Origin of the sequence: Achromobacter sp. JD-1 (assembly GCF_038594925.1) — a bacterium.
Lineage (GTDB): Bacteria > Pseudomonadota > Gammaproteobacteria > Burkholderiales > Burkholderiaceae_B > Achromobacter > Achromobacter spanius_C.
Genome location: NZ_JBCGCS010000023.1, coordinates 50,147 through 73,166 on the forward strand (window position 1 = coordinate 50,147; position 23,020 = coordinate 73,166).

At 64.3% G+C, this 23,020-nt stretch carries 20 protein-coding genes, 1 tRNA gene and 1 pseudogene; 15 read left to right on the forward strand and 7 right to left on the reverse strand.

All coding sequences use genetic code 11. The features are described from left to right. Positions 1 to 231: 231 nt before the first annotated feature. Positions 232 to 459, reverse strand: a pseudogene (locus tag WBR68_RS26215) (NAD(P)-dependent oxidoreductase); the annotation flags it as partial. Between the two features lie 210 nt (positions 460 to 669). On the opposite strand from WBR68_RS26215, the gene WBR68_RS26220 reads away from it, so the two are divergent. The 5 genes from WBR68_RS26220 to WBR68_RS26240 all read left to right on the forward strand — a co-directional run bounded on the left by WBR68_RS26220 (position 670) and on the right by WBR68_RS26240 (position 6,758). After that, positions 670 to 1,968, forward strand: coding sequence for an imelysin family protein (locus tag WBR68_RS26220; RefSeq protein ID WP_050448644.1), 1,299 nt, complete (start codon positions 670 to 672; stop codon positions 1,966 to 1,968). Then, positions 1,965 to 3,479, forward strand: coding sequence for a di-heme oxidoreductase family protein (locus tag WBR68_RS26225; protein WP_127185195.1), 1,515 nt, complete (start codon positions 1,965 to 1,967; stop codon positions 3,477 to 3,479). Before WBR68_RS26220 ends, WBR68_RS26225 begins: the two co-directional genes overlap by 4 nt. Before the next feature lie 171 nt (positions 3,480 to 3,650). Further along, entirely contained in the window at positions 3,651 to 4,664 is a 1,014-nt protein-coding gene (locus tag WBR68_RS26230) for an imelysin family protein (RefSeq protein WP_370641285.1), read from the forward strand. After that, a complete protein-coding gene (locus tag WBR68_RS26235) occupies positions 4,654 to 5,766 on the forward strand; it encodes a DUF1513 domain-containing protein (protein ID WP_050448698.1) in 1,113 nt (370 codons plus the stop codon). Before WBR68_RS26230 ends, WBR68_RS26235 begins: the two co-directional genes overlap by 11 nt. A gap of 146 nt (positions 5,767 to 5,912) precedes the next feature. Beyond that, complete coding sequence (locus WBR68_RS26240) at positions 5,913 to 6,758, forward strand: mechanosensitive ion channel family protein (protein ID WP_050448646.1); 846 nt, start codon at positions 5,913 to 5,915, stop codon at positions 6,756 to 6,758. Positions 6,759 to 6,865: 107 nt separating this feature from the next. On the opposite strand, the gene WBR68_RS26245 is transcribed toward WBR68_RS26240, so the two are convergent. Continuing rightward, on the reverse strand, positions 6,866 to 7,627 hold the full coding sequence (locus WBR68_RS26245; protein ID WP_050448647.1) for an IclR family transcriptional regulator: 762 nt from the start codon (positions 7,625 to 7,627) through the stop codon (positions 6,866 to 6,868). Between the two features lie 160 nt (positions 7,628 to 7,787). On the opposite strand from WBR68_RS26245, the gene WBR68_RS26250 reads away from it, so the two are divergent. Then, positions 7,788 to 8,777, forward strand: coding sequence for a Bug family tripartite tricarboxylate transporter substrate binding protein (locus WBR68_RS26250; RefSeq protein ID WP_050448648.1), 990 nt, complete (start codon positions 7,788 to 7,790; stop codon positions 8,775 to 8,777). Positions 8,778 to 8,846: 69 nt separating this feature from the next. On the opposite strand, the gene WBR68_RS26255 is transcribed toward WBR68_RS26250, so the two are convergent. Continuing rightward, complete coding sequence (locus WBR68_RS26255; protein ID WP_127185194.1) at positions 8,847 to 9,635, reverse strand: RNA methyltransferase; 789 nt, start codon at positions 9,633 to 9,635, stop codon at positions 8,847 to 8,849. 130 nt (positions 9,636 to 9,765) lie between these two features. On the opposite strand from WBR68_RS26255, the gene WBR68_RS26260 reads away from it, so the two are divergent. The 3 genes from WBR68_RS26260 to WBR68_RS26270 all read left to right on the forward strand — a co-directional run bounded on the left by WBR68_RS26260 (position 9,766) and on the right by WBR68_RS26270 (position 13,207). Beyond that, on the forward strand, positions 9,766 to 10,551 hold the full coding sequence (locus tag WBR68_RS26260; protein ID WP_050448650.1) for an inositol monophosphatase family protein: 786 nt from the start codon (positions 9,766 to 9,768) through the stop codon (positions 10,549 to 10,551). Between the two features lie 188 nt (positions 10,552 to 10,739). Next, positions 10,740 to 12,326, forward strand: a complete 1,587-nt coding sequence (locus WBR68_RS26265) for a TerC family protein (RefSeq protein WP_050448651.1) — start codon at positions 10,740 to 10,742, stop codon at positions 12,324 to 12,326. A 17-nt stretch (positions 12,327 to 12,343) separates the two neighbouring features. Then, positions 12,344 to 13,207, forward strand: coding sequence for an undecaprenyl-diphosphate phosphatase (locus WBR68_RS26270; protein WP_050448652.1), 864 nt, complete (start codon positions 12,344 to 12,346; stop codon positions 13,205 to 13,207). 405 nt (positions 13,208 to 13,612) lie between these two features. Here WBR68_RS26270 and WBR68_RS26275 read toward each other — a convergent pair whose 3' ends face one another. The 3 genes from WBR68_RS26275 to WBR68_RS26285 form a co-directional block, all read right to left on the reverse strand. Then, complete coding sequence (locus WBR68_RS26275) at positions 13,613 to 14,380, reverse strand: UDP-2,3-diacylglucosamine diphosphatase (protein ID WP_230695676.1); 768 nt, start codon at positions 14,378 to 14,380, stop codon at positions 13,613 to 13,615. After that, a complete protein-coding gene (locus WBR68_RS26280; RefSeq protein WP_006225507.1) occupies positions 14,373 to 14,882 on the reverse strand; it encodes a peptidylprolyl isomerase in 510 nt (169 codons plus the stop codon). Before WBR68_RS26280 ends, WBR68_RS26275 begins: the two co-directional genes overlap by 8 nt. Before the next feature lie 134 nt (positions 14,883 to 15,016). Further along, a complete protein-coding gene (locus WBR68_RS26285) occupies positions 15,017 to 15,700 on the reverse strand; it encodes a tetratricopeptide repeat protein (RefSeq protein ID WP_050448654.1) in 684 nt (227 codons plus the stop codon). Between the two features lie 223 nt (positions 15,701 to 15,923). On the opposite strand from WBR68_RS26285, the gene cysS reads away from it, so the two are divergent. The 6 genes from cysS to WBR68_RS26315 all read left to right on the forward strand — a co-directional run bounded on the left by cysS (position 15,924) and on the right by WBR68_RS26315 (position 21,788). After that, on the forward strand, positions 15,924 to 17,378 hold the full coding sequence (gene cysS, locus WBR68_RS26290) for a cysteine--tRNA ligase (RefSeq protein WP_230695678.1): 1,455 nt from the start codon (positions 15,924 to 15,926) through the stop codon (positions 17,376 to 17,378). 20 nt (positions 17,379 to 17,398) lie between these two features. After that, positions 17,399 to 18,043, forward strand: coding sequence for a DNA-3-methyladenine glycosylase family protein (locus WBR68_RS26295; protein WP_127185192.1), 645 nt, complete (start codon positions 17,399 to 17,401; stop codon positions 18,041 to 18,043). 36 nt (positions 18,044 to 18,079) lie between these two features. After that, positions 18,080 to 19,045, forward strand: a complete 966-nt coding sequence (locus WBR68_RS26300; protein ID WP_050448656.1) for an acetyl-CoA carboxylase carboxyltransferase subunit alpha — start codon at positions 18,080 to 18,082, stop codon at positions 19,043 to 19,045. Positions 19,046 to 19,208: 163 nt separating this feature from the next. Beyond that, positions 19,209 to 20,183, forward strand: a complete 975-nt coding sequence (tilS, locus tag WBR68_RS26305; protein ID WP_342490520.1) for a tRNA lysidine(34) synthetase TilS — start codon at positions 19,209 to 19,211, stop codon at positions 20,181 to 20,183. Positions 20,184 to 20,339: 156 nt separating this feature from the next. Beyond that, entirely contained in the window at positions 20,340 to 21,605 is a 1,266-nt protein-coding gene (locus tag WBR68_RS26310; RefSeq protein ID WP_050448658.1) for an aspartate kinase, read from the forward strand. Positions 21,606 to 21,695: 90 nt separating this feature from the next. Beyond that, a tRNA-Ser gene (locus WBR68_RS26315) sits at positions 21,696 to 21,788 on the forward strand. Between the two features lie 76 nt (positions 21,789 to 21,864). Here WBR68_RS26315 and mnmH read toward each other — a convergent pair. Continuing rightward, positions 21,865 to 22,938 (reverse strand): tRNA 2-selenouridine(34) synthase MnmH, encoded by a 1,074-nt coding sequence (mnmH, locus tag WBR68_RS26320; RefSeq protein ID WP_230695680.1) that lies wholly within the window; start codon positions 22,936 to 22,938, stop codon positions 21,865 to 21,867. Positions 22,939 to 23,020 lie beyond the last annotated feature (82 nt).

The following is a 23,020-nucleotide window of genomic DNA, read 5'->3' on the forward strand; positions in this document are numbered from 1 at the left end:
AGGTTTGCGCGTGGGGCTTTTCCTTGGAGTTCTCCCGGGCTTTTCGTGCGGCGGAGCCCGCCCGAGCTTCGGGCTGGTGCCTTGCGTGAACCAATTTGGTGCATGGCGCACCATTTAAGGGGACGTATCGCGGGTCGACGTAGTCTGGCCGCTCAGCGAGCCACTCGCCGCCCAATCAGCCGACCTATCAGCCGACCTATCAGCCGACCAGCCGGTTCACCAGCGGCTCGCCGCCAGCGCGTCATACGTGGCGGTGTGACGGGCATCCGCCACGGGCGTGGCGGAATGGCGCACCACCGTCAGGTTCAGGCCCAGCGCGCGCAGCAAGGCGCCAATGCGCTGGCCGATGGCGCCCCAGCCCACCACTACCGCGTGCTGTCCCGCCAGATCACGCGCCGCGCGGCCGATCCTGCCGAGTTCGGCCACCCGGACGAAATAGCGGAGTTGTCGAAGTTCCATGGATAGGGGGAGGGAAGAGAGCTTGCCGGATAGTAGCGGCGAGCCCTTGATATTGCGCGGATTCCATCGGGAAAGCCGTTCAAAAAAGTGTCAGGTATCTGACTTAGGGCTGAATATCAAACGAAAATTGTTTACACTCGCATCCTCAAAACTGAAGTCGGAACGGCCCGCCGCGGGGGCGGACACCGTTCGAGTCACGGGAGAAAGTCGATGCGCAAGTTGTTGTTGGGAGCGGTGCTGGCCGCGGCGGTATTTGGAGGAACGGCCCACGCGGCGGCAGAGCCTCGCGCCGTGGTCGCCACCTATTCGGACCTGGCGCTGGCGGGCTATGAAGACTCGCTGACCGCCGCCAAGACGCTGCGCACGGCCATCAATGCACTGATCGCCAAGCCCAGCCCCGACACGCTGAAGGCCGCGCGCGAAGCCTGGCTGGCGGCCCGCGTGCCCTACCAGCAAACCGAAGCCTATCGCTTCGGCAACCCCATCGTTGACGACTGGGAAGGCCGCGTAAACGCCTGGCCGCTGGACGAGGGCCTGATCGACTATGTCGACGCTTCGTACGGCACCGAAAACGACGAAAACGCCTTCTACGCCGTCAACGTCATCGCCAATTCAAAGATCTCGGTGGGCGGCAAGACGGTGGACGTCAGCAAGATCACGCCGCAACTGCTGTCTGAAGTGCTGCACGAAGCCGACGGCAACGAAGCCAACGTGGCCACGGGCTATCACGCCATCGAATTCCTGCTGTGGGGCCAAGACCTGAACGGCTCCGGCCCCGCGCCGGCCGATCGCAAGGGCACGCCGCAAGAGCGCCATTCCGGCGACCGCCCGCACACGGATTTCGACCCCAAGCAATGCACGGGCGGCCACTGCGAACGCCGCATTGAATTCCTGAAGGCCGTGACGGATCTGCTGGTGACCGACCTGGAAGAAATGGTGGGCAACTGGAAGAAGGACGGCGCCGCGCGCAAGGCCGTCGAAGAAGATCCCAAGGCAGGGCTGATCGCCATGCTGACCGGTCTGGGCAGCCTGTCGTACGGCGAACTGGCCGGCGAACGCATGAAGCTGGGCCTGATGCTGCATGACCCCGAAGAAGAGCACGACTGCTTCTCGGACAACACCCACAACTCGCACTACTACGACCAGATCGGCATCCGCAATGTCTACCTGGGCGCCTACACCCGCATCGACGGCAAAGAGGTCAAGGGCGCAAGCTTGTCCGAACTGGTCAAGGCTCGCGATCCGAAGCTGGATGCCGAAGTGCGCGCCAAGCTGGACGCCACCGTGGCCGCCATGCAGGCCATGAAGACCCGCGCTGAAACGGTCGAAACCTACGACCAGATGATTGCGGATGGCAACAAGGAAGGCAACGCCGTGGTGCAAGCCGCCATTGACCGCCTGGTGGACCAAACCCGCAGCCTGGAGCGCGTGATCACGCTGCTTGAGCTGGGCAAGGTGGCCATCGAAGGTTCCGACAGCCTGGACAAACCTGACGCCGTATTCAAGTGAAACTCGTACTAGCCGCCGTACTGGCGGCGTCGGCTCATGCCGGCGCCGCCGCCACTGAAGTGACTGCCGGGCGTGATGACCTTACGCCCGAAGACCAAAAGCGCGTCACCGCCATCACCGCGCCCACGCGCGATTTTTCAAAGGTCGAATCCTTTGAAACCATGCAGGCGGGCGCCGCGACCACCAACAAGCTGATCAACGCCGATATCTTTTCCCAGCCCTCGGCCAATATGAGCTTCGAGGGCCGTCAGGAATTCCAGGTTGGCAATGGCCTGTTCCGCAAGGACTGGGTGTCGGCGCCTGCCTCGACGCAGGCCTCCGATGGCCTGGGCCCGCTATTCAACGCACGCTCTTGCCAGGCCTGTCATACCAAGGACGGGCGCGGCACGGTGCCCGGCTTCGATCCTTTGGAACGCACGGACGCCGTGGCGCTGCTGTTGCGCCTGGCCATACCGCGCGGCCCCGACCGTGGCCATCCCAAGCTGGCGCCGGGCGAAATCGCCGAACTGCCCGAACCCGTCTACGGCGTGCAGTTGCAGAACTTCGCCGTAGCGGGGTTGCCCGCCGAAGGCCGCATGGAGATCGAATACGAGCCCATCCCGGTGGCGCTGAATGGCGGCGAAACCGCCACGCTGATGAAGCCCACCTACCGTATCGAGAACCTTGGCTACGGCCCGATGCGCGCCGACACGCAGATCTCGCCCCGCCTGGCGCCGCCGATGATCGGCCTGGGCTTGCTGGAATCCATCCACGAAGCCGACATCCTGGCCAACGTGGGGGCGGACAAGCGCGATGGCATTGTCGGCAAGCCCAACTGGGTGACCGATGCGCGCACCGGCAAACGCGCGCTGGGGCGCTTCAACCTGAAGGCCGGCCAACCCACTGTGGAACAGCAGAGCGCCGCGGCGTTCTCCAACGACATGGGCTTGTCCACGCCGATGTTTCCCAAGCATTCGGGTGATTGCACGCCCGCGCAGAAGCAATGCCTGGACATGCCGCACGGGGCGCAGCCGCGCTTTGGCCCGGAAGAAGTGCCGGCCAAGCTGATGGACTTCGTCACCACCTATGCCACCAACCTGGCCGTGCCGCAGCGCCGCGACGCGGACGACGCGCGCGTGCTGGCGGGCAAGAAGCTGTTCTACGAAGCCAACTGTGTGGCGTGCCACGTGCCCAAGTACGTGACGAGCCGCAACGCCAAGCAGCCGGAGCATCGCTTTCAGTTGATCTGGCCCTACACCGACCTGCTGGTGCACGACATGGGTGATGACCTGGCCGATGGTGTGTCCGACGGGCAGGCCAATGGCCGCGAGTGGCGCACGCCGCCGCTGTGGGGCATCGGCCTGACCAAGACCGTGAACCCGTCTGCCACCTGGCTGCACGACGGACGCGCGCGCACCTTGCTGGAAGCCGTGCTGTGGCATGGCGGCGCGGGCAAGGCCTCGCGCGACCGCGTGGTGGCGATGACGCCTGACGAGCGCGCCGATCTGATCCGTTTCCTGGAGTCGCTGTAAATGGCCCGATACGCCGTGATGACCGAATTCAAGCCTGCCGTGTTCAAGCCTTTCGGGTTCAAGCGGGCGGTGTTCAGGCATGGGGTGTTCAAACATGCCGTGGCTACCGTGCTGGTGGCGGCGGCTTCGTTGATCGCATCAACGGCCGTTCAAGCCCAGTCGCACGCCACGTTGCCGGCGGACCTGGGCGAACGGCTGGCGCGCGATTACGCGCGTCCGGCCGTGGGCAAGATGGTGGATGCCGCCGCCGCGTTGGACGGCGCGCTGGGTGGCTGGTGCGCCAAGCCGGATGCGGCGGGCGCGGCGCGTGTGGGCGAGGCATTCTCGCAGTTGGCGCTGGCCTGGTCGGGCGTGGAGATTCTGCGCTTCGGGCCGTTGGTGCAGGCCAACCGCTTTGAACGGCTGGCCTTCTGGCCCGACACCCGAGGCGTGATGCCCCGGCAAGTGCAGCAACTGATTGCTGCCAAGGATGACGCCTTGCTGGCGCCCGGCGCGCTGGCCGGCCGCAGCGTGGCGGTGCAGGGCCTGCCCGCCTTGGAATACGTGTTGTACGGCGACCCGGGTTTGCTGAAGGAAGGCAAGCAAAGCGCCACGCCCACCTTCGCCTACGCATGCGGCTATGCGCGCGCGCTTGCCGCCAACGTCACCACGATATCGCGCGATGTGGCGCAGGCCTGGAGCGCGCAGGGCGATTTTGGCCGCCAGTTCGCCAAGCCGCAGCCAGCCAACGACCTGTACCGCAATCCGCAGGAAGTGGCGGCCGAAGCCATGAAGGCCTTGTCGACCGGCCTGCAGTTTGCGCGCGACGTGAAGATCTTGCCGGTGCTGGGCGAATCGCCCGATGCGGCGCGGCCCAAGCGCGCGGCATTTTGGCGCAGCGGGCTGTCTACAAGCCTGTTGGCCGCGAACCTGGATGGCCTGAAGGCGTTCTACCAGGCTGGCGCCTACCCCTTGCCGGCGGGCGAGGAGTGGATGGACGGCTCGGTGCGCGGCGAATTGCAGGCCGCCGCGCAAACCGTGCAAGCCGTGCCGGCGCCGCTGGATGCGGCGCTGCAAGATGAAGAGGGCCGCCGTCTGTTGCTGTTGGCTTCCCTGACCATCAAGAACGCCAAGGACATCGTCGACCAGAATCTGGCGCCCGCCCTGGGCGTCACCATTGGATTCAATGCGCTTGATGGTGATTGACCGCCGCCGCTTCCTGTCTATGGCCGTGGCGCTGGGCTTGTCGCCCACCGCCGCGCGGGCCGCGTTGCCGGCCGACGGCGGCCCGCTTTACCTGAGCGCGCGCAAGCGCGGTGGGCGTGACGAAGCCGTGCTGCTGGACGAGGCCGGGCACGACCGTCTGGTGGTGCCGATGCCCGCGCGTGGCCACAGTTTTGCCATAGATGCCGCGAGCCAGCGCGCCGTGGCGTTCGGCCGCCAGCCGGGGTTTTTTGCCGTGGCGTTTTCGCTGCGCGAGGGCGGTGAACCCCAGGCGCTGCCGGTGCCAGACGAACGCCACTTCTTCGGCCACGGCGCGTTCGTGGAGGGCGGACGGCTGCTCATCTCCACGGAAAACGACTTCGAGGCCGGGCGCGGCGTGCTGGGCATCTACGATGCCTCGCCGGGCGGGGCGTGGCGGCGCGTCGGTGAATTCGATTCCGGCGGCATCGGCCCGCATGAAGTGGTGCTGATGCCCGATGGCAAGACGTTGTGCGTGGCCAACGGCGGCATCCTGACGCATCCCGACTACGGCAAGCTGGAACTCAATCTGGACACGATGCGGCCGTCGCTGGCCTACATCGATGCTGCCAGTGGCCAACTGCTGGAAAAGGTGGAGCTGGCGCCCGCGCTGCATCGCTTGTCGATCCGGCATCTGGCGCTGGCGGGCGACGGTTGTGTGTGGTTCGGCTGTCAATACATGGGGCCGGCCGCCGACCGGCCCGCGCTGGTGGGACGGCATCGCCGAGGCGCCCCGCTGGAACTGTTCGAAGGGCCGGCCGAGACGCTGCGCAACATGCGCAACTACGTGGGCTCGGTGTCGGTGGACGCGGGCGGTGGCATCGTCGCCACGTCCAGCCCGGTGGGCGGGCAGGTGATCTATTGGGACGCCGCCAGCGGCCGCTGCCTGGGCACCACGCAATTGGCCGACGGCTGCGGCGTGGCGCCGGCGCGCCAAGCCGGCTTCCTGGTCAGCAGTGGCTTGGGCGCCATGCTGCGCACCGACGCCGCGGGCCACGAAACGCCCGTGCTGCCGCCGTCGCGCGAGCTGTCCTGGGACAACCATTTCCGCATCGTTCCGGCTTGAAAACTAGCTGACAAACAAGCTGACAAATGGGCTGACAAACCCCCGCCGCATCGCTTACAAAGCTTGACATAGCCAGGCTGCGGCGCGCCCCTTTGCGTCTCCGCCATCTGATACAGTTTTCGGTTGTCATTTTTGCTGGAGATTCCATGGAAGACGCCTTGAACGAATTCAACGCCTGGGCCCCCAGGTTGGTGGAGATGGGCATCAATTTGCTGGTCGCCCTGTTGATCCTGATCATCGGCTGGTGGGTGTCGTCATTGCTGGGCAGTTGGGTTCGACGCGCCGCCACGCGCTCCAGCAAGATCGACCCGACCATCGTGCCGATGTTCTACAGCACGGTCGTCTGGGCGGTGCGTATCTTCACGGTGATCGCGGTGCTGGCGCGCTTTGGCGTGCAGACGGCCAGCCTGATCGCGGTGCTGGGCGCCGCCGGCTTGGCGGTTGGCTTGGCCTTGCAAGGCACGCTGCAAAATATCGCGGCCGGCATCATGCTGCTGATCTTGCGGCCCATCCGCGCGGGCGAATACGTGGCCCTGAGCTCGGGCTCCGATGGCACGGTGGAAGAGGTCGGCCTGTTCCTGACCCGTCTGGTGCAGGCGGATGGCATCCACCTGACGCTGCCCAACAGCACGGTGTGGAACGCCACCATCACCAACTACAGCCGCAATCAAACCCGCCGTCTGGATATCCCGGTGCCGGTGCGCTATGGCGATGATCTGGAAGCGGTGCTGGCCAAGCTGAACGAAATCGTGGCGGCGCGTCCGGACGCGCTGAAAGATCCCGAACCGCAGGTGAAGGTGTTTGAGTACAAGGAAAGCGGCGTCATCGTGAACGTGCGCGTGTGGGCTGAAACCAGCAAGTACTGGGACCTGCGCTGGGGCCTGTACCAGCAGATTCGCACGTCGCTGGAAGCGGCCGGCTTCCAGCCGCCGATTCCGCTGCGCGAAATCCAGAATCCCAAGACGGCGGGCAAGGCCGACGCGGCGGCCTGACCGCCAGCCTGCTCGCCAGCCTGGTCGGCAACGTTGTGTCTTCAATGCCAGCGGGCGCCTCGGTTCATCCGGGCGCCCGTTTTTTTATCTTGCTCGCGGTGGGCCGATCAGGCCTGCATGACCAGCCGCGCTAATTCCGCCTTGATCCAGCCCGCGATTTCACGCTGGCGCTGGGCCGGCATGCGGTCAATGATGGCCGTGACGCTGACGGCCAGCAGCGGCGCGCCGTGTGCGTCCAACAAGGCGCAGCCCACGCCCAGCGCACCGCGCACGGCGTGGTTGCCCACCACCGAATAGCCGCGCGCGCGCGTGTTGTCGATCAGCCGGTACATTTCCTGCGGCGTCATGCCGCCGTACTCGTCCAGCCGGCCCGAGTTGCGATCCACGATGCCGCGCGCAATGTCGTCCGGCAGCGCGGCCAGCAGGGCCATCCCCCCCGAACCCACGCCCAACGGCTGGCGCTTGCCGGCGTAGGTGGCCAGGATCTGCACCGGGTAGCTGCCGATCTCGCGATGCAGGCTGATGGAATCGTCGTCTTCGCGCACCACCAGGAACACGGCGTCGCCGGTGCGGTCGGCCAGGCGGCGCAGCACCGGCAGCAGTTGGCGCACGCGCGGATCGCGCGAGCGCGTGTCCGGGTCCACCGCCAATTGGGCGCGGTATTTCTTGGTGCCCGTTACGGGCAGCACCAGGCCGGCGTCAAGCAGGGCGGCCAGCAAACGATAAATGGTGGGGCGTTGTATGCCCGTCAAGCGGGCGATATCGGTCACGCTAAGGCCGTCGGGTCCCTGGTCGCGCAGGGCGGCCAGCACGGCCAGTCCGCGCCGCAAAGTCCGTGGGCCTGCCGCCGCGGCATCACTGTCTGGCATGCAAATCTCTGAAAAGTTAGGGTTATTCCGGAATAGTCAAGGGAAAACCATTGTCCGTAGCGTGGACTCTACCTTGATGCACCCGTCGTGTATAGATCAAAATGCGTCATCCAATAATTCAAATCGTCCATCTGATGGACAGCACCTGCACGGAGACACTATGACTACAGGTCAAAAGCCTGGCCTGCGGCGTTTCGCCGCCACCGTTCTGGCCACCGCCGCTAGCGCACTCGCCATGGGTACCGCCCATGCTGCATACCCTGACAAACCCGTCCGTATCGTGGTCGGTTTTTCGGCTGGCGGTACTACCGACGTGATCGCCCGCATCATGGCCAAGGAACTCACCGAGTCCCTGGGCCAATCGTTCGTGGTTGAAAACAAGCCGGGCGCCGGCAGCAACATTGCCACCGACTACGTGCAGCGCGCCACGCCTGATGGCTACACGCTGCTGTTCGTGGCCGTGACCAGCGCCATCAACCAGACGCTGTACAAGAACGTCAACTTTGATCTGACCAAGGATTTCGCGCCGGTGGCGCTCGGCGCCAAAGTGCCGAACATCCTGGTCGTGAACCCGCAAGTGCCGGTGAAGTCGGTCAAGGAACTGGTCGACTACGCAAAGAAGAACCCGGGCAAGCTGGCGTTCGCCTCGTCGGGTAGCGGCACGTCCATCCACATGGCGGGCGAGCTCTTCAAGATGAAGGCCGGTATCGACGTGTTGCACGTGCCGTACAAGGGCAGCGCACCGGCCATGACCGACCTGATCGGTGGCCAGGTGCAGTTCATGTTCGACAACATGCCGTCGGCCTGGCCGCACGCCCAGTCGGGCAAGCTGCGCGCCCTGGCCGTGACCACCAGCGAACGCTCCAAGAGCGCGCCGGACCTGCCCACGATGCAGGAATCGGGCTTTGCCGGCTTTGACGTGTCGTCGTGGTTTGGTCTGTTGGCCCCGGCCGGCACGCCGCCGGAAGTGATCACCAAGCTGAACGCCGCCATGCAGAAAGCCTTGGACAACCCCGCCGTGCAGACCAGCTATGACAAGCTGGGCGCCGTGGCCGTGAAGACCACGCCGGCCGAGTTCGGCGCGTTCATCAAGTCGGAAGTCGAAGGCTGGGCCCCGGTGGTCAAGGCCTCGGGCGCCAAGGTGGACTGATGCTTGGGCTGCCCCGGCAGGCTTGCCGCCGGGGCTGACCAGAAATAGGGATGGGCATTGCGCCCATCCCTATTTTTTTGCCTGGCCCTTTCGTGCCGTGGCCAGCATGGCGGTGCAGACGCCGCGCAGCATGTCCACTTCGTCGCGGGTCAGCGCGGGGCGGGAAAACAGGTGCCGCATGCGCGGCATCAGTTTCTTGGGATGGGCGGGGTCCAGGAACTGCACGCCGACCAGCGCTTCTTCCCAGTGCGCCAGAAACGCCTGCACGGCCTCGCCCGATGCCGGTTCGGCGCCGCGCGACGGTTCCTGCGCGGTCGAGGCGGGCAGCAGGGCGGCGCCCTGTTCCACCAGCAGCGCATAGCGCAATTCCCAGGCAGCCAGCTGTAGCGCCTGGGCCACGTTGAGCGAGCTGTATTCGGGATTGGCGGGAATGTGGCAGATGCGATGGCACAGCGCGATCTGCGCGTTGGTCAGCCCGGCACGTTCGGTGCCCAGCACCACGGCAGCTACCCCCTCGGCCGTGCTGGCCAGATGCGCGCGGGCCAGATCGGCCGCCTGGCGGATATCGCAGGGCGGGGGACCCAGGTCGCGCACGCGCGCGGTCAGCGCGAAGGCCATGGTCACCGGGGCCAGCGCTTCTTCCAATGAGGGGTAGATGCGTGCGTTTTCCAGCACGTCCAGCGCGCCGCTGGCCAAGGCCACGGCCTCCGGCTGGGTAGTTACATCTGGAAACTTAGGCTCCACCAAGACCAGTTCGGAGAAGCCCATTGTCTTGATGGCACGGGCCGCCGAACCCACGTTTCCGGGGTGGCTGGGGTTCACCATAATGAAGCGAACACGTGAAAATGCTTGAGTCATTTAAAATGGCGCGTTTGGCTTCACGCCTTCCTGGTTTTTTGGGTCGATTTCCCCGTTGGGGCGACGATGGATCCGGGGGGCGGCAAGTGGCCTATCATCACGCGAACCCACCGCATACGTACGGAATTTTATGCACCCGATGCTCAACATCGCCATCAAGGCGGCCCGGCGTGCCGGCACCATTATCAACCGTGCCAGCATGGATTTGGAACGACTCAGCGTGGCTCGCAAGGGGCCGCGCGATTATGTCACGGAAGTCGATCGCGCCGCCGAGGAGTCCATCGTCGAGACACTGCATGCCGCTTACCCGGACCATGCCGTGCTGGGCGAGGAATTCGGGCTGCAAGGTCCCGACCAGGCTGAATTCCAATGGATCATCGATCCCCTGGACGGCACCACGAACTTCATCCACGGCCTGCCCAACTACGCCGTGTCCATCGCGCTGACCCAGCGCGGCCAAGTGACGCAAGCGGTCATTTATGACCCCTCGCGCAACGAACTGTTCACGGCCAGCCGTGGCAGCGGCACCTTCCTGAACGACCGCCGCGTGCGCGTCTCGGGCCGCACCCGCTACCACGAAGCGCTGCTGGGCGCGCACTGGCCCAACGCTGGCGACCCCGAGCAAGGTTCGCAGCGTTTCCGCCATATGGCGGAAAACGTTACCGGCGTACGCCGCATGGGCTCCACCGTGCTGGACCTGGCCTACGTGGCCAGCGGCCGCCTGGATGGCTTCTGCGGTGTGGGCCTGAAGCCTTGGGACCTGGCTGCCGGCAGCTTGATGGTGCTGGAAGCCGGTGGCCTGATCGCCGACTTCGACGGTGAGCAAGGCTGGATGGACACCGGCAATGTGCTGGCCGCCACGCCCAAGATCTTCACGCAGATGCTGAGCTCGCTGAACCCGCCGTCGGCGGCCTGATCCCGGTGTAAAACCGGCTTCAAAAAGACTGGCCTTCGGGCCGGTTTTTTTTTGGCACGACGTGTGCGTGCAAGCCCTGCGCATGGCGCAAAGCCAATGGCCATCAGGCAAACGGAGGGGGGCGCGTCACCGGCATGTCATGAATTTTCCATGTACGATTACCGGTCGTGTAACTTCTGGAGCTCCTGATGGAGTGGCTGCTGGACCCCGCCGCGTGGGTCGGCTTGCTTACCCTGGTCGTCCTTGAGATCGTCCTGGGCATTGATAACCTGATATTCATCGCCATCCTGGCGGACAAGCTTCCCCCCGAGCAACGCGACCGCGCTCGCGTCCTGGGGTTGAGCCTTGCGCTGATCATGCGCCTGGGTTTGCTGTCCGTCATGTCGTGGCTGGTCACCTTGACCACGCCCTTGTTTTCGGTGGGTCCCTTGTCCCCGTCGGGTCGCGATCTGATCCTGATGGTGGGCGGCCTGTTCCTGCTGTTCAAGGGCACGATGGAACTGCATGAGCGCCTGGAAGGCGGGCATCAAAGTGGCTCGTCCGGGCCGCGCGTGTACGCCAGCTTCTGGGTGATCGTGACGCAGATCGTGGTGCTGGACGCGGTGTTCTCGCTGGACTCCGTCATCACGGCCGTGGGCATGGTGGACCATCTGGCCATCATGATGATCGCCGTCGTCATCGCCATCGGCATCATGCTGATCGCCTCCAAGCCGCTGACGCGCTTCGTCAACGCGCATCCCACCGTGGTGGTGCTGTGCCTGGGCTTCTTGCTGATGATCGGTTTCTCGCTGCTGGCCGAAGCGTTTGGCTTCAAGGTGCCCAAGGGCTATCTGTATGCCGCCATCGGCTTTTCGGTGGCCATTGAAGCGTTGAACCAGGTGGCGCGCCGCAACCTGCTCAAGCTGGATGCCCGCCGTCCGATGCGTGAGCGCACAGCGTCTGCCGTGCTGCGCATGCTGGGCAAGCGCCCGCCCGCCAGCGACGAGGCCGACCTGCCCAATATGGATGGCCCGGCCATGCCGGCCTTCGGTGTTGAGGAACGCAATATGGTCAGCGGGGTGTTGACCCTGGCCGAACGGTCCATCCGGTCCATCATGACGCCGCGCACGGATGTGTCCTGGATCAATATCGATGACGACCCGGAACTGATCCGCCGCCAATTGACCGAGGCGCCCCATAGCTTCTTCCCCGTCTGCCGGGGGTCGCTGGACGAGGTGCTGGGCATCGCGCGCGCCAAGGACCTGGTCGCGGACCTGATCACCGAAGGCCGCGTGCGCCGCAATCGCCTGCGCGACCCCATCATCGTGCATGAGTCCATCGGCATCCTGCGCTTGATGGATACGCTGAAGCGGTCGCGCGGCCAATTGGTGCTGGTGGCCGACGAGTTCGGCGCCATCGAAGGGCTGGTCACGCCGATTGACGTGTTCGAGGCCATCGCTGGCGAATTCCCCGACGAAGACGAACTGCCCGACATCGTGGCCGACGGCGACAACACCTGGAAGATCGATGGCGCAGCCGACCTGCACCATGTTGAACAGGTGCTGGAAACCGAGGGCCTGGTGGACGACGCGCAGGAGTTTTCGACCCTGGCGGGCTACCTGCTGTCGCGCTTCGGCCACCTGCCCAAGCCGGGCGATGTTTGCGAGTATGAAATCCACCATCAGCATTTCCGCTTCGAGGTGCTGGAAATGGACGGCCGCCGCATCGCGCTGGTGCGCGTTGAAAAGCGTCCGCAGGAAATGCTGTCGGACGAAGCCCCGCTGGCTAACGATTAACCGGACCCTTATCCAACGTGACTGATAACGCGCTCTACCTGATCAAGGCTTTCATCCTTGGCATTCTTGAAGGCCTGACCGAGTTCATCCCCGTGTCCAGCACCGGCCACCTTATCCTGGTGGGCGACTGGATCAATTTCCAGTCCAGCGATGGCAAGGTATTCGAGGTGGTGATCCAGTTGGGATCGATCCTGGCGGTGATGTGGGTGTTCCGCGCGCGGCTGCTCCAACTGATTCGCGGCACGCTCACGGGCGTGGCGAGTGAGGTCGCGTTCACCCGCAACCTGATCATCGCGTTTCTGCCGGCGGCGGTCATCGGCGCGATTTTCATCAAGACCATCAAGTCGGTGTTCTATCACCCGGGCGTGGTGGTGGTGACGTTGGTGGTGGGTGGCTTGATCATGCTGTATGTCGAACGCAAGACCCATCACACGCCGGGCGATGCACCGGGCGCGGCGGACGATACGGCATCGGATGAGCGGGCGTCAGCGCACACGCTGGAGCAGATCACCTGGAAACAGGCGCTGGGCGTGGGGGTGGCGCAATGTTTTGCGATGATTCCGGGTACGTCCCGGTCGGGTGCGACGATTATCGGCGGGATGATTGCAGGGATTCAGCGCAAGACGGCGACGGAGTTCTCGTTCTTCCTGGCCATGCCCACGATGCTGGGGGCGGCGGTTTTTGATATGTACAAGAACTTCGGCGTGTTGACCCAGCATGATCTGTCGGGCATCGCCGTGGGCTTCATCGCGGCATTCCTGAGCGCGATGGTGGTGGTGCGCGCAGTGCTGCGGTTTGTGGCGAACCATACGTATAGAGTGTTCGCGTGGTACCGAATTGTGTTCGGCGGGATTGTGGCGGCGTGGATATTTACGCGCTGAGGTGGTGTTGGCGCGGTAAGTAAACGTGCCTTTGCCAGGTTGCACCTGTTCTACGGTGGGGGCTGGTTGATGGGTTTGCGCGGTGGGTGTTGGGGTTCTTGTCCATGGCTTGCCGCGCGGCACCCATCCTACGGAGGGACGTTGCTTGATGGGTTTGCGCGGTGGGGGCTGGGGTTTTTATCCATGCCTTGCCGCGCTGCACCCATCCTACGGCTGCTGCGGGATGGGGGGGTTATCCGTGCCTTGCCGCGCCATACCCATCGTAGGATGGGTGTGGCGCGAGACGCTGCAGGCTAGGGCGAAGGCGGTACAACGCGCGAACCCATCAATCGGCATTCGCTACGGAAATCGTACGCTGCCTGATGGGTTTGCGCGGTGGGCATGCCTTGCCGCGCTACACCCATCCTACGTTTCCAGGTCGTAGAACTGTAAGCCGTCGCGGTCGATGGTGAGCCAGCCGCCTCGGGGGGGCGACACGTGGTCGCAGTCCCAGTCGGGCAGGACCCAGCGTTCGCATTTCTTGCCGTCGATGTCCAGCACGTGGCGCGCCGGGCGGTGCGTGTGCCCGTGTACCAGTACGCGCACGCCGGTGTCGCGGAAGATCGCGTCGATGGCCGCGCCATTGACGTCCATGATTTCCATGGACTTCGTCTGGTTGGCCGCCTGGCTTTCGCCACGGGCCTGCTGCGCCATCGCCAGGCGTTCAGGAATGCTCTTGGCCAGAAACTCGGCCTGCCATTGCGGATTGCGGACCATCTTGCGGAACTGCTGATACGCGGCGTCGTCCGTACAGAACTCGTCGCCGTGCGTCAGCAGCACCTGGCCAAAATCCGTTTCCAGCAGCGCCGGTTCGGGCAACAGCTTGGCACCCACGGCATTGGCCAGTTCTTCCCCAATGAGGAAGTCGCGGTTGCCGCGGCCCAGCCATACCGGAATGCGCGTGGCCGTCTCGCGCAGCGCCGTCAGCACCGTGGCAAGCCACGGTGGCGCGGCGCGGATCACGTCATCGCCGATCCAGGCGTCAAAGATGTCGCCCGGCAGCAGCAAGGCAGCGGCGTCTTCTTGCGCGGCTTCCAGAAATGCCAGGAATGCCTCTGAGGTGGCCGGCGTGGCCGGCCCCAGGTGCAGGTCGGACGCCAGCCAGATCGGGCCGGGCAGGGCAATCTTATTCAAGAATTTCGGCCTTCTCGATGATCACGTCTTCGTTGGGCACGTTCTGGTGGAAGCCCTTGTTGCCGGTCTTCACGCCCTTGATCTTTTCGACCACGTCGGTGCCTTCGGTGATGGTGCCGAACACGGCATAGCCCCAGCCGTTCGGCGTGGGAGACGTGAAGTTCAGGAAGTCGTTGTTGGACACGTTGATGAAGAACTGTGCCGTGGCCGAATGCGGGTCGCTGGTGCGAGCCATTGCCAGGGTGTACTTGTCGTTCTTCAAGCCGTTGTTGGCTTCGTTTTCGATGGGGGCATGCGTCTGCTTTTGCTTCATGCCGGGTTCAAAGCCGCCACCCTGGATCATGAAACCGTCGATCACGCGGTGGAACACCGTGCCGTTGTAGAAGCCTTCCTTGACGTAGGTCAGGAAATTCTCGACGGTCTTGGGGGCCTTGGCGGCATCCAGGGTGATGACCATATCGCCTTGGTTCGTGACGAGCTTGACGCGCGGATTGGTGCTCATGGCTTTTGTGCCTTCAGTAGTAGTGGTGGTGGAGGAGGCCGCTGGGGCGGCGCTGACAAGCGCTGGGGCAAATGCGGCCAGCGCGAACGAGCACGCCGTCAGGCGCAGCAGGTGAAAGGGGGAGTATCGGGACATCATTTGCCTTGTTTATCCTTCAGCATGGTTTCGACTTCACGGACCTTTTCCTGCATGCCCGGCACGCCATCGCTGGCGGCCTTCTTGTAAGTGCGCAAGGCCTGTAGAAGTTGCAGATCGCCCAGATTGGCTCGGGCGGCGGCATAGCCGGGGTCAGCGCGCAGCGCCATTTTCAAGGCGTCTTGCGCTCTTTCAAGTTCTCCCCGACTGGCATATAGAGCGGCCAGATTATTCCAAGGTTCCGGAAGCTCCGGGAAACGCGTGGTCATTTCGGTATAGATGTCGATGGCTTCGCCCGGACGGTTCAGGGCAGCCAAGGCGCGCGCGTGCTGGAACATCAGTTGCACATCGGTGCCGCGCTGGTCCTTGATTTCAGCCTGACGCTTTTCAATCATCGCCAGCGCTTCTTCGTTGTCGCCGCGGTTCAGCAGCGTTTCGATGCGGGTGGTGATCTGCGATGCAGAAGGCTGCAGCCGCGTATCGACACCGGGTTTCGCCGCTTCCAGCAATTTGGCCAGGCCGTCCCAGCCGCCTTCGGGCGGGATGGGGTCCAGCGTGGTGCGCGTGGCGTTGGGGTTGGCCCCGCTGCCGCCAGCCATCGACTGGGCAAGGGCGATTCCGGCCGGCGCGCCGGCGAGGGCCAGGGCGAGCAGGGCGACAAAAAAACGCGGCTTGATCGTCACGTGGGTATCCGTTAAAAGTCGTGGCCGGGCAGCACTTAGGCGTGCGACCGGGCCGCTTGCTATACTTGACGACCGCCATTTTAGCCCCGGTTGAGATTTTGGTTCGGCACGGGTCCGAGCTTGAGCTATATAGGGCCGGCACGCTGCGCGGGTATCGTCCCGCCCAAGCCACTTTTTCCGATTCCGCCGCGGAAATCAATCAATCAGACACGACACAAGCGCCATGCTGCAGATCTACAACACGTTATCGCGTACCAAAGAACCGTTCAAACCGGCCCAGGCTGGTCAGGTGCGCATGTACGTGTGTGGCATGACCGTGTACGACTTCTGCCATCTGGGCCATGCCCGCATGCTGGTCTCGTTCGACGTGGTGCAGCGTTGGCTGCGCGCCAGCGGCCTGGCTGTCGACTACGTGCGCAACATCACGGACATCGACGACAAGATCATCCGCCGCGCCGTTGAAACCGGCCGCCGCATCGGCGACGTCACCGAGTTCTACATTGCCGCCATGCATGCCGACGAGCAGGCGCTGGGCGTTGAACGGCCCGACCGCGAGCCGCGCGCCACGCAGTACGTGGGCGAGATGCTCGACATCATCGGCAAGCTGGAACAGAACGGCCTGGCCTACCAGGCTGATGACGGTGACGTGAACTACGCCGTGCGGGGGTTCCCCGGCTACGGCAAGCTGTCCGGCAAGACGCTGGACGACCTGCGCGCCGGCGAGCGCGTGGCGGTGGGCTCGGCCAAGCGCGACCCGCTGGACTTCGTGCTGTGGAAGTCGGCCAAGGCCGAAGAACCCGACGACACCAAGTGGGAATCGCCCTACGGCATGGGCCGCCCGGGCTGGCACATCGAATGCTCGGCCATGAGCAAATCGCTGTTGGGCTTGCCGCTGGATATCCACGGCGGTGGTCCCGACCTGAAATTCCCGCACCACGAAAACGAAATCGCGCAGACCGAAGGCGCGTTCGGCGGCACGCTGGCCAACGTCTGGATGCATTGCGGCCCGCTCATGGTTGATTCGGACAAGATGTCCAAGTCGCTGGGCAATTTCCGCACCATCCGCCAGACCATCGCCCAGGGCGACCCGGCCACCGACGCCGCCACTTACAGCGTGAACCCGCGCGAAGCCGAAATGGTGCGCTTCTTCATCGTGCGCAATCACTACCGCAGCTCGCAGAACTACACGCCCGACAACCTGATCGACGCGCAGAACGCACTGGACCGCCTGTACCAGGCCTTGCAGAACGTGCCCGCCGACGACCAAGGCATTGACTGGAACGAGCCGCAAGCCCAGGCCTTCAAGGCGGCCATGGACGACGACTTCAACAGCTCGGGCGCCGTCGCGGCGCTGTTCGAACTGGCTTCCGAAGCCAACCGTGGCAAAAGCGCTCGCAGCGCTGGCCAGTTGAAGGCGCTGGCATCGCTGCTGGGCCTGTTGCAGCAAGACCCGGCTACGTATTTCCAATCGCCCACCCGCTATTCGGCGGCCGCTATCGAGCAAGGCCAGCGCGCCACGCTGGACGCCACGGCCATCCAGGCCCTGATCGACGCCCGCGCCGCCGCCAAGGCCGCTCGCGACTTCGCCCAAGCGGATCGTATCCGCGCCGAATTGCGCGAGGCCGGCATCGAACTTGATGACAAGCCCGGTGGCTTGACGCAATGGCGACGGGCGTGAGCCCAGTGGATACGCCCGACATGTCCACCCCTGATCTCGACATTCCCAAGCCTGACTATTGGGAAGCCGCCGTTGCCCATCTGATGCGGCGCGATCGCATCTTGAAAAAGGTCATCCCCCAGCACCCCGAGGTCTGGCTGACCTCGCGCGGCACGCCGTTCGTGACCTTGGCGCGCGCCATCATCGGCCAGCAGGTCTCGGTCAAGGCGGCAGACGGCGTCTGGACCAAATTCATCGAAGCCGTGGGCAAGCGGCCTACGCCCGTCGCCGTGCTGCGCGTGGGCGTGGACGGCTTGCGCCGCGCCGGGCTGTCCCAGCGCAAGGCCGAATACGTGCTGGACCTGGCCGTGCACTTTGGCGAACGCCGCGTTCACCCTGAAAAATGGGCGGCGATGGACGACGAAGCCGTTATTTCCGAACTGGTCGCCATCCGGGGCATTGGGCGCTGGACGGCGGAGATGTTTTTGATTTTCAATCTACAGCGGCCTGACGTTCTGCCGCTGGATGATCCAGGGTTGCTCAAGGCAATCTCGCTACACTATTTCAGTGGCGAGCCTGTCTCGCGCTTCGAGGCTCGCGAAGTCTCGCTGGCGTGGCAACCCTGGCGTACCGTGGCAACCTGGTACCTATGGCGCAGTCTGGAACCGACACCGGTTCAATACTGATGCACACCAGGCAGCCCATCTACGGAACCACACTACATGCGCAATACATTTCTGGAATTTGAACAGCCGCTGGCCGAACTTGAAAACAAGATCGAACAGCTGCGCTATGTGCAGGCCGATTCGGCGGTAGACATCTCCGACGAAATCGGACGTCTGCAGCAAAAGAGCCAGACCTTGGCCAAGGAAATCTACGCCAAGCTCACGCCTTGGCAGACGGCCCTTGTCGCCCGCCATCCCCAGCGTCCCTACACGCTGGATTACGTGCGCGAAATGTTCACCGACTTCCACGAACTGCACGGCGACCGCATGTACGCCGACGACCAATCCATCATTGGTGGGTTGGCGCGGTTCAACGGCACGCCCTGCATGGTCATCGGCCATCAAAAAGGCCGCGACACCAAGGAACGTGCCGCCCGCAATTTCGGCATGCCGCGTCCCGAAGGCTATCGCAAGGCTCTGCGTCTGATGCGCCTGGCCGAGAAATTCGGCGTTCCCGTGTTCACCTTCGTGGACACCCCGGGCGCCTACCCCGGCATCGGCGCTGAAGAGCGCGGCCAGTCCGAAGCCATCGGCCACAATCTGTACGCCATGGCCGAACTCAAAGTCCCCATCATCTGCACGATCATCGGCGAAGGCGGCTCCGGCGGCGCGCTGGCGATTGCCGTGGGCAACGCCGTGTTGATGCTGCAATACGCCACCTATGCCGTGATTTCCCCCGAAGGCTGCGCGTCCATCTTGTGGCGCAGCGCCGACAAGGCGCCGGACGCCGCCGAAGCGCTTGCCATCATCGCGCCGCGCTTGAAGGATCTGGGCCTGGTTGACCGCGTGGTCAACGAACCGGTGGGCGGCGCCCATCGCGACCCCCGCGTCATGGCCCGCCTGTTGCGCCGCGCGCTGGGCGACGCCCTGCGCCAGTTGCAAGGCATGACGCCCGAGCAGCTTGTGGAACAGCGCGTGCAACGCCTGCTGTCCTACGGCGCCTATCAGGAAGTGCGCGCATAACGCAGGCAAAGGCGCTGGCCGCTGGGCCGGCGTCACGGCCGCGCCGCCCGCGCCTCGCATCATGAATACGCAACCCACGCCCGACACGCCCCTTGCGGCCGAGTCGGGCGTGTTGCATTGCGCGGCCGCCGTGCTGCCCTTGACGCCCGCGCTGCTGACGGCGTTGCGACTGGCCTTGCGCGCCTTGCCAGCGCAACCGGCACGCATCGGCGTGGCGCTTAGCGGCGGCGCCGACTCGGCCATGCTGGCCGTGCACGCGGCGGCGGTGGCGCGCGAACTGGGCATTGGTCTGGTGCTCTTGCATGTGCATCATGGCTTGCAGGCCGCCGCTGATGAATGGGGGCGGCAGGCCCATGCCTTGGGCGCCGTGCTGGGGTTACCCGTCCAGGAAGCCCGCGTGCAGGTGGAGCAGGGCGCAGGCAAAGGCATCGAGGCCGCCGCGCGTGACGCCCGCTATGCGGCGCTGGCGCAGCTTGCGCGGGCGCAGGGCATCACCCACGTGCTGCTGGCGCATCACCGCAATGATCAGGCCGAAACGGTATTGCTGCGTCTGTTGCGCGGCACGGGGGTGACGGGTATGGCGGCCATGTCCGAGGCATCCGTTCGTGATGGCATCACCTATTTGCGTCCTTGGCTGGGGCAGGACCGCGCCACGATCTTGCAGGCCGCGGCTGCCGTCGAAGGCGCGTGCGGCTGGCGTCCGGTAGAAGACCCCACCAATGCCGACCCGCGCTATACACGCGCCGCCGTGCGCGAATTGCTGGCGCCGGTGCTGGACAGCCGCTGGCCCGGCTGGCGCGCCATCGTGGCGCGGCACGCCGCCCACATGGCCGAAGCCGCCCAGATCCTGGACGAAGTGGCGCGCGAGGACTTCGCGCGGCTGGAACCGAATGAAGACGGCGCCAGCTTTTCATTGAAGGCCTGGCGCGAATTGTCGCCGGCGCGCCAGGCGCAGGTGCTGCGCTTCTGGCTGCAACAAAACGGCGCGCGCATGCCCACGGATGCACGCCTGCGCGACCTGCTGCGCCAATTGCGCGAGCTGCACAGCCTGGGCCACGACAGGCAGTTGCGGGTGGAGCAGGCCGGCCATGTCGTGCGCTGCCATCGGGGGCGGGTCTGGGTCGAACCGCGCGGATAGCGGCGAAAGTCGATCACGGTCTGACAAGAAATCCGAGCAAAAATAACCGCCCAATGAACGAAAATCCCGACAAATTGAGCAAATTTTTACCGCCGCGCTAGAATATATGGTTTTGCCCGTCACCACTTTGCGGCGGGTTTCCAGCCAGAGTACGAGATGTCCCTGATCGTTCACAAATATGGCGGTACTTCGATGGGCTCGGTCGAGCGCATCCGAAACGTGGCGCGTCGCGTCGCGAAGTGGCATGCCGCCGGCCACCAAGTTGTTGTTGTGCCGTCGGCAATGGCGGGCGAAACCAATCGCCTGCTGGGTCTGGCGCGCGAAATTTCGCCCCAGCCCGACGGCCGCGAACTCGATATGATCGCCGCCACCGGCGAGCAGGCCAGCAGCGGTTTGCTGGCCATTGCGTTGCAGGCCGAAGGCGTGCCCGCGCGCAGCTATGCCGGTTGGCAAGTGCCCGTGCGCACCGATTCGTCGTTCACCAAAGCCCGTATCAGCTCCATCGACGACGCGCGCGTGCGCGCTGATCTCGACGCGGGCCGCGTGGTGATCGTGACCGGCTTCCAGGGCATAGACCCCGAAGGCCACATCACGACGCTGGGCCGTGGTGGTTCGGACACCTCGGCCGTGGCCGTGGCAGCCGCCATCAAGGCCGACGAATGCCTGATCTACACCGACGTGGACGGCGTCTACACGACCGATCCGCGCGTGGTGCCCGAAGCGCGCCGCATGGCCGTCGTTTCCTTTGAGGAAATGCTGGAAATGGCGTCGCTGGGTTCCAAGGTGCTGCAGATCCGCTCGGTGGAATTCGCCGGCAAATACCGTGTACCGGTCCGGGTGCTGTCCTCGCTGACCGACCCGCTCATTCCGCTCGACGAAGAAATGGTCTCGGGCACGCTGATTACTTTTGAGGAAGACGAAAAAATGGAAGCCGCCGTAGTCTCCGGCATCGCCTTCAGCCGCGACGAAGCCAAAATCACCTTGCTGGCGGTGCCCGACAAACCGGGTATCGCTTTCTCCATCCTGGGTCCGGTCGCCGCCGCCAACATCGACGTCGACATGATCGTGCAGAACCAGTCCGTGGCTGGCACTACCGACTTCTCGTTCACCGTGAATCGCAACGAATTCGCGCGTGCCGTCGAACTGCTCAAGCGCGAAGTCATCCCCGCCGTGGGCGCGCGTGAACTGTCCACCGACGAGAAGGTCGCCAAGGTCTCGATCGTGGGCATCGGCATGCGTTCGCACGTGGGCGTGGCCAGCCTGATGTTCCAGACGCTTTCGCAAGAAGGCATCAACATCCAGATGATCAGCACCAGCGAAATCAAGACCTCGGTCATCATCGACGACAAGTACATGGAATTGGGCGTGCGCGCGCTGCACAAGGCGTTCGGCCTGGACCAGGCGCCGGGCGCCAAGGAATAAAGGCAGCGAGTCCGGCACGTTTTTTTTGAATGATGACCCCGTTTGCGGGCAACGGCCAAAAATTTCGTGCTAGAATCTCGTTCTCTTTTCGGAGACGTGCCCGAGAGGCTGAAGGGGCTCCCCTGCTAAGGGAGTATGTGGCTAAAAACTGCATCGTGGGTTCGAATCCCACCGTCTCCGCCAGATAAGCTTCGGCGCTGGCTTAGTACAGCGTTGAAGATAAAAACCCCGCAATCGCGTAAGTGATTGCGGGGTTTTTTCATGTCGTTCTTATCTGCATCGCCTGCGTCTGCATCGCCGCCAACAGCGCGCGCGCCTGTTCCACCACATCCGCATCGTTCGGCCTGAACCTCATCTGCATGGCTTGCGGCAACTGCGTGTAGTGCGCGTGGCCGCTGCGGGCATACGCGGGGTCGTAGTGGCGCTTGATCAGGTCGCTTGCCAGATCCAGGCGGCGGCCTTCGTCCACCATCTGTAGCCAGCCGTTGATGACGTCGCGGCTGTGCAGGCCAAGCAGGCGTTGCAACTGTTCCTTGAGCCAATCGGCGTTGTCGAATAGTTGCGCGTAGTCTTGCTGCAGAAACGCCGCGCGGTCTTCGGGGGTGCAGACCACTTCGATGCACTCGCCCTGATGCATGGCTTGCAGCAGGGCAGGCGGTAAAGCCACGGCGCCGATCTTGCGGCTTTCCGCTTCAACGAACACGGGTCGCGTGGTGTCCAGGGCACGCAGCCGCGCGGCGAGCAGCGTGTCGAAACGTTTTTGCGAAGGTTGCGCAATGCCAGGCACGGCGCCCAGCAGCGAGCCGCGATGTGATGCCAGGTGCTCAAGGTCCAGCGTCTGCGCGCCGGCCGATTCAAGTGCGTGCAGCAGGCGCGTCTTGCCGCTGCCCGTGGGGCCGACGAGCACCACGCAGCGCAGCGTGGTGGGCAGGGTGTCCAGGGCAAGCAGCGTGGCCCCTCGGTAGCGTTTGTAGCCGCCGTTCAATTGCCTGGCGCGCCACCCGATCATGTTGAACATCACCGTCATCGAACCCGAACGCTTGCCGCCGCGCCAGCAATACACCAGCGGCCGCCAGCCTTGTGGCCGGTCGACGAAGGTGGTTTCCAGGTGCCGCGCAATATTGCGCGCGACGATGGCGGCGCCAATGCGTGAGGCTTCGAAAGGTGAGACCTGGGTGTACAACGTGCCGATTTGCACGCGCTCTTCGTCGTTCAGTACCGGTGCGTTGAGGGCGCCGGGGATGTGGTCGATGGCGTACTCCAGCGGCGAGCGCACGTCGATGATTTCGTCGAAGTGGTCAAGCTGTTCCAGATCAGCGAGCAGGTGTTTCACGTTCAAGGCCGTTGTGTTGAGCGGCCATTAGAGTAGTGCTTTTCTGACCGCACCCAAACTTGCACGCCGTAAAAAATCACGC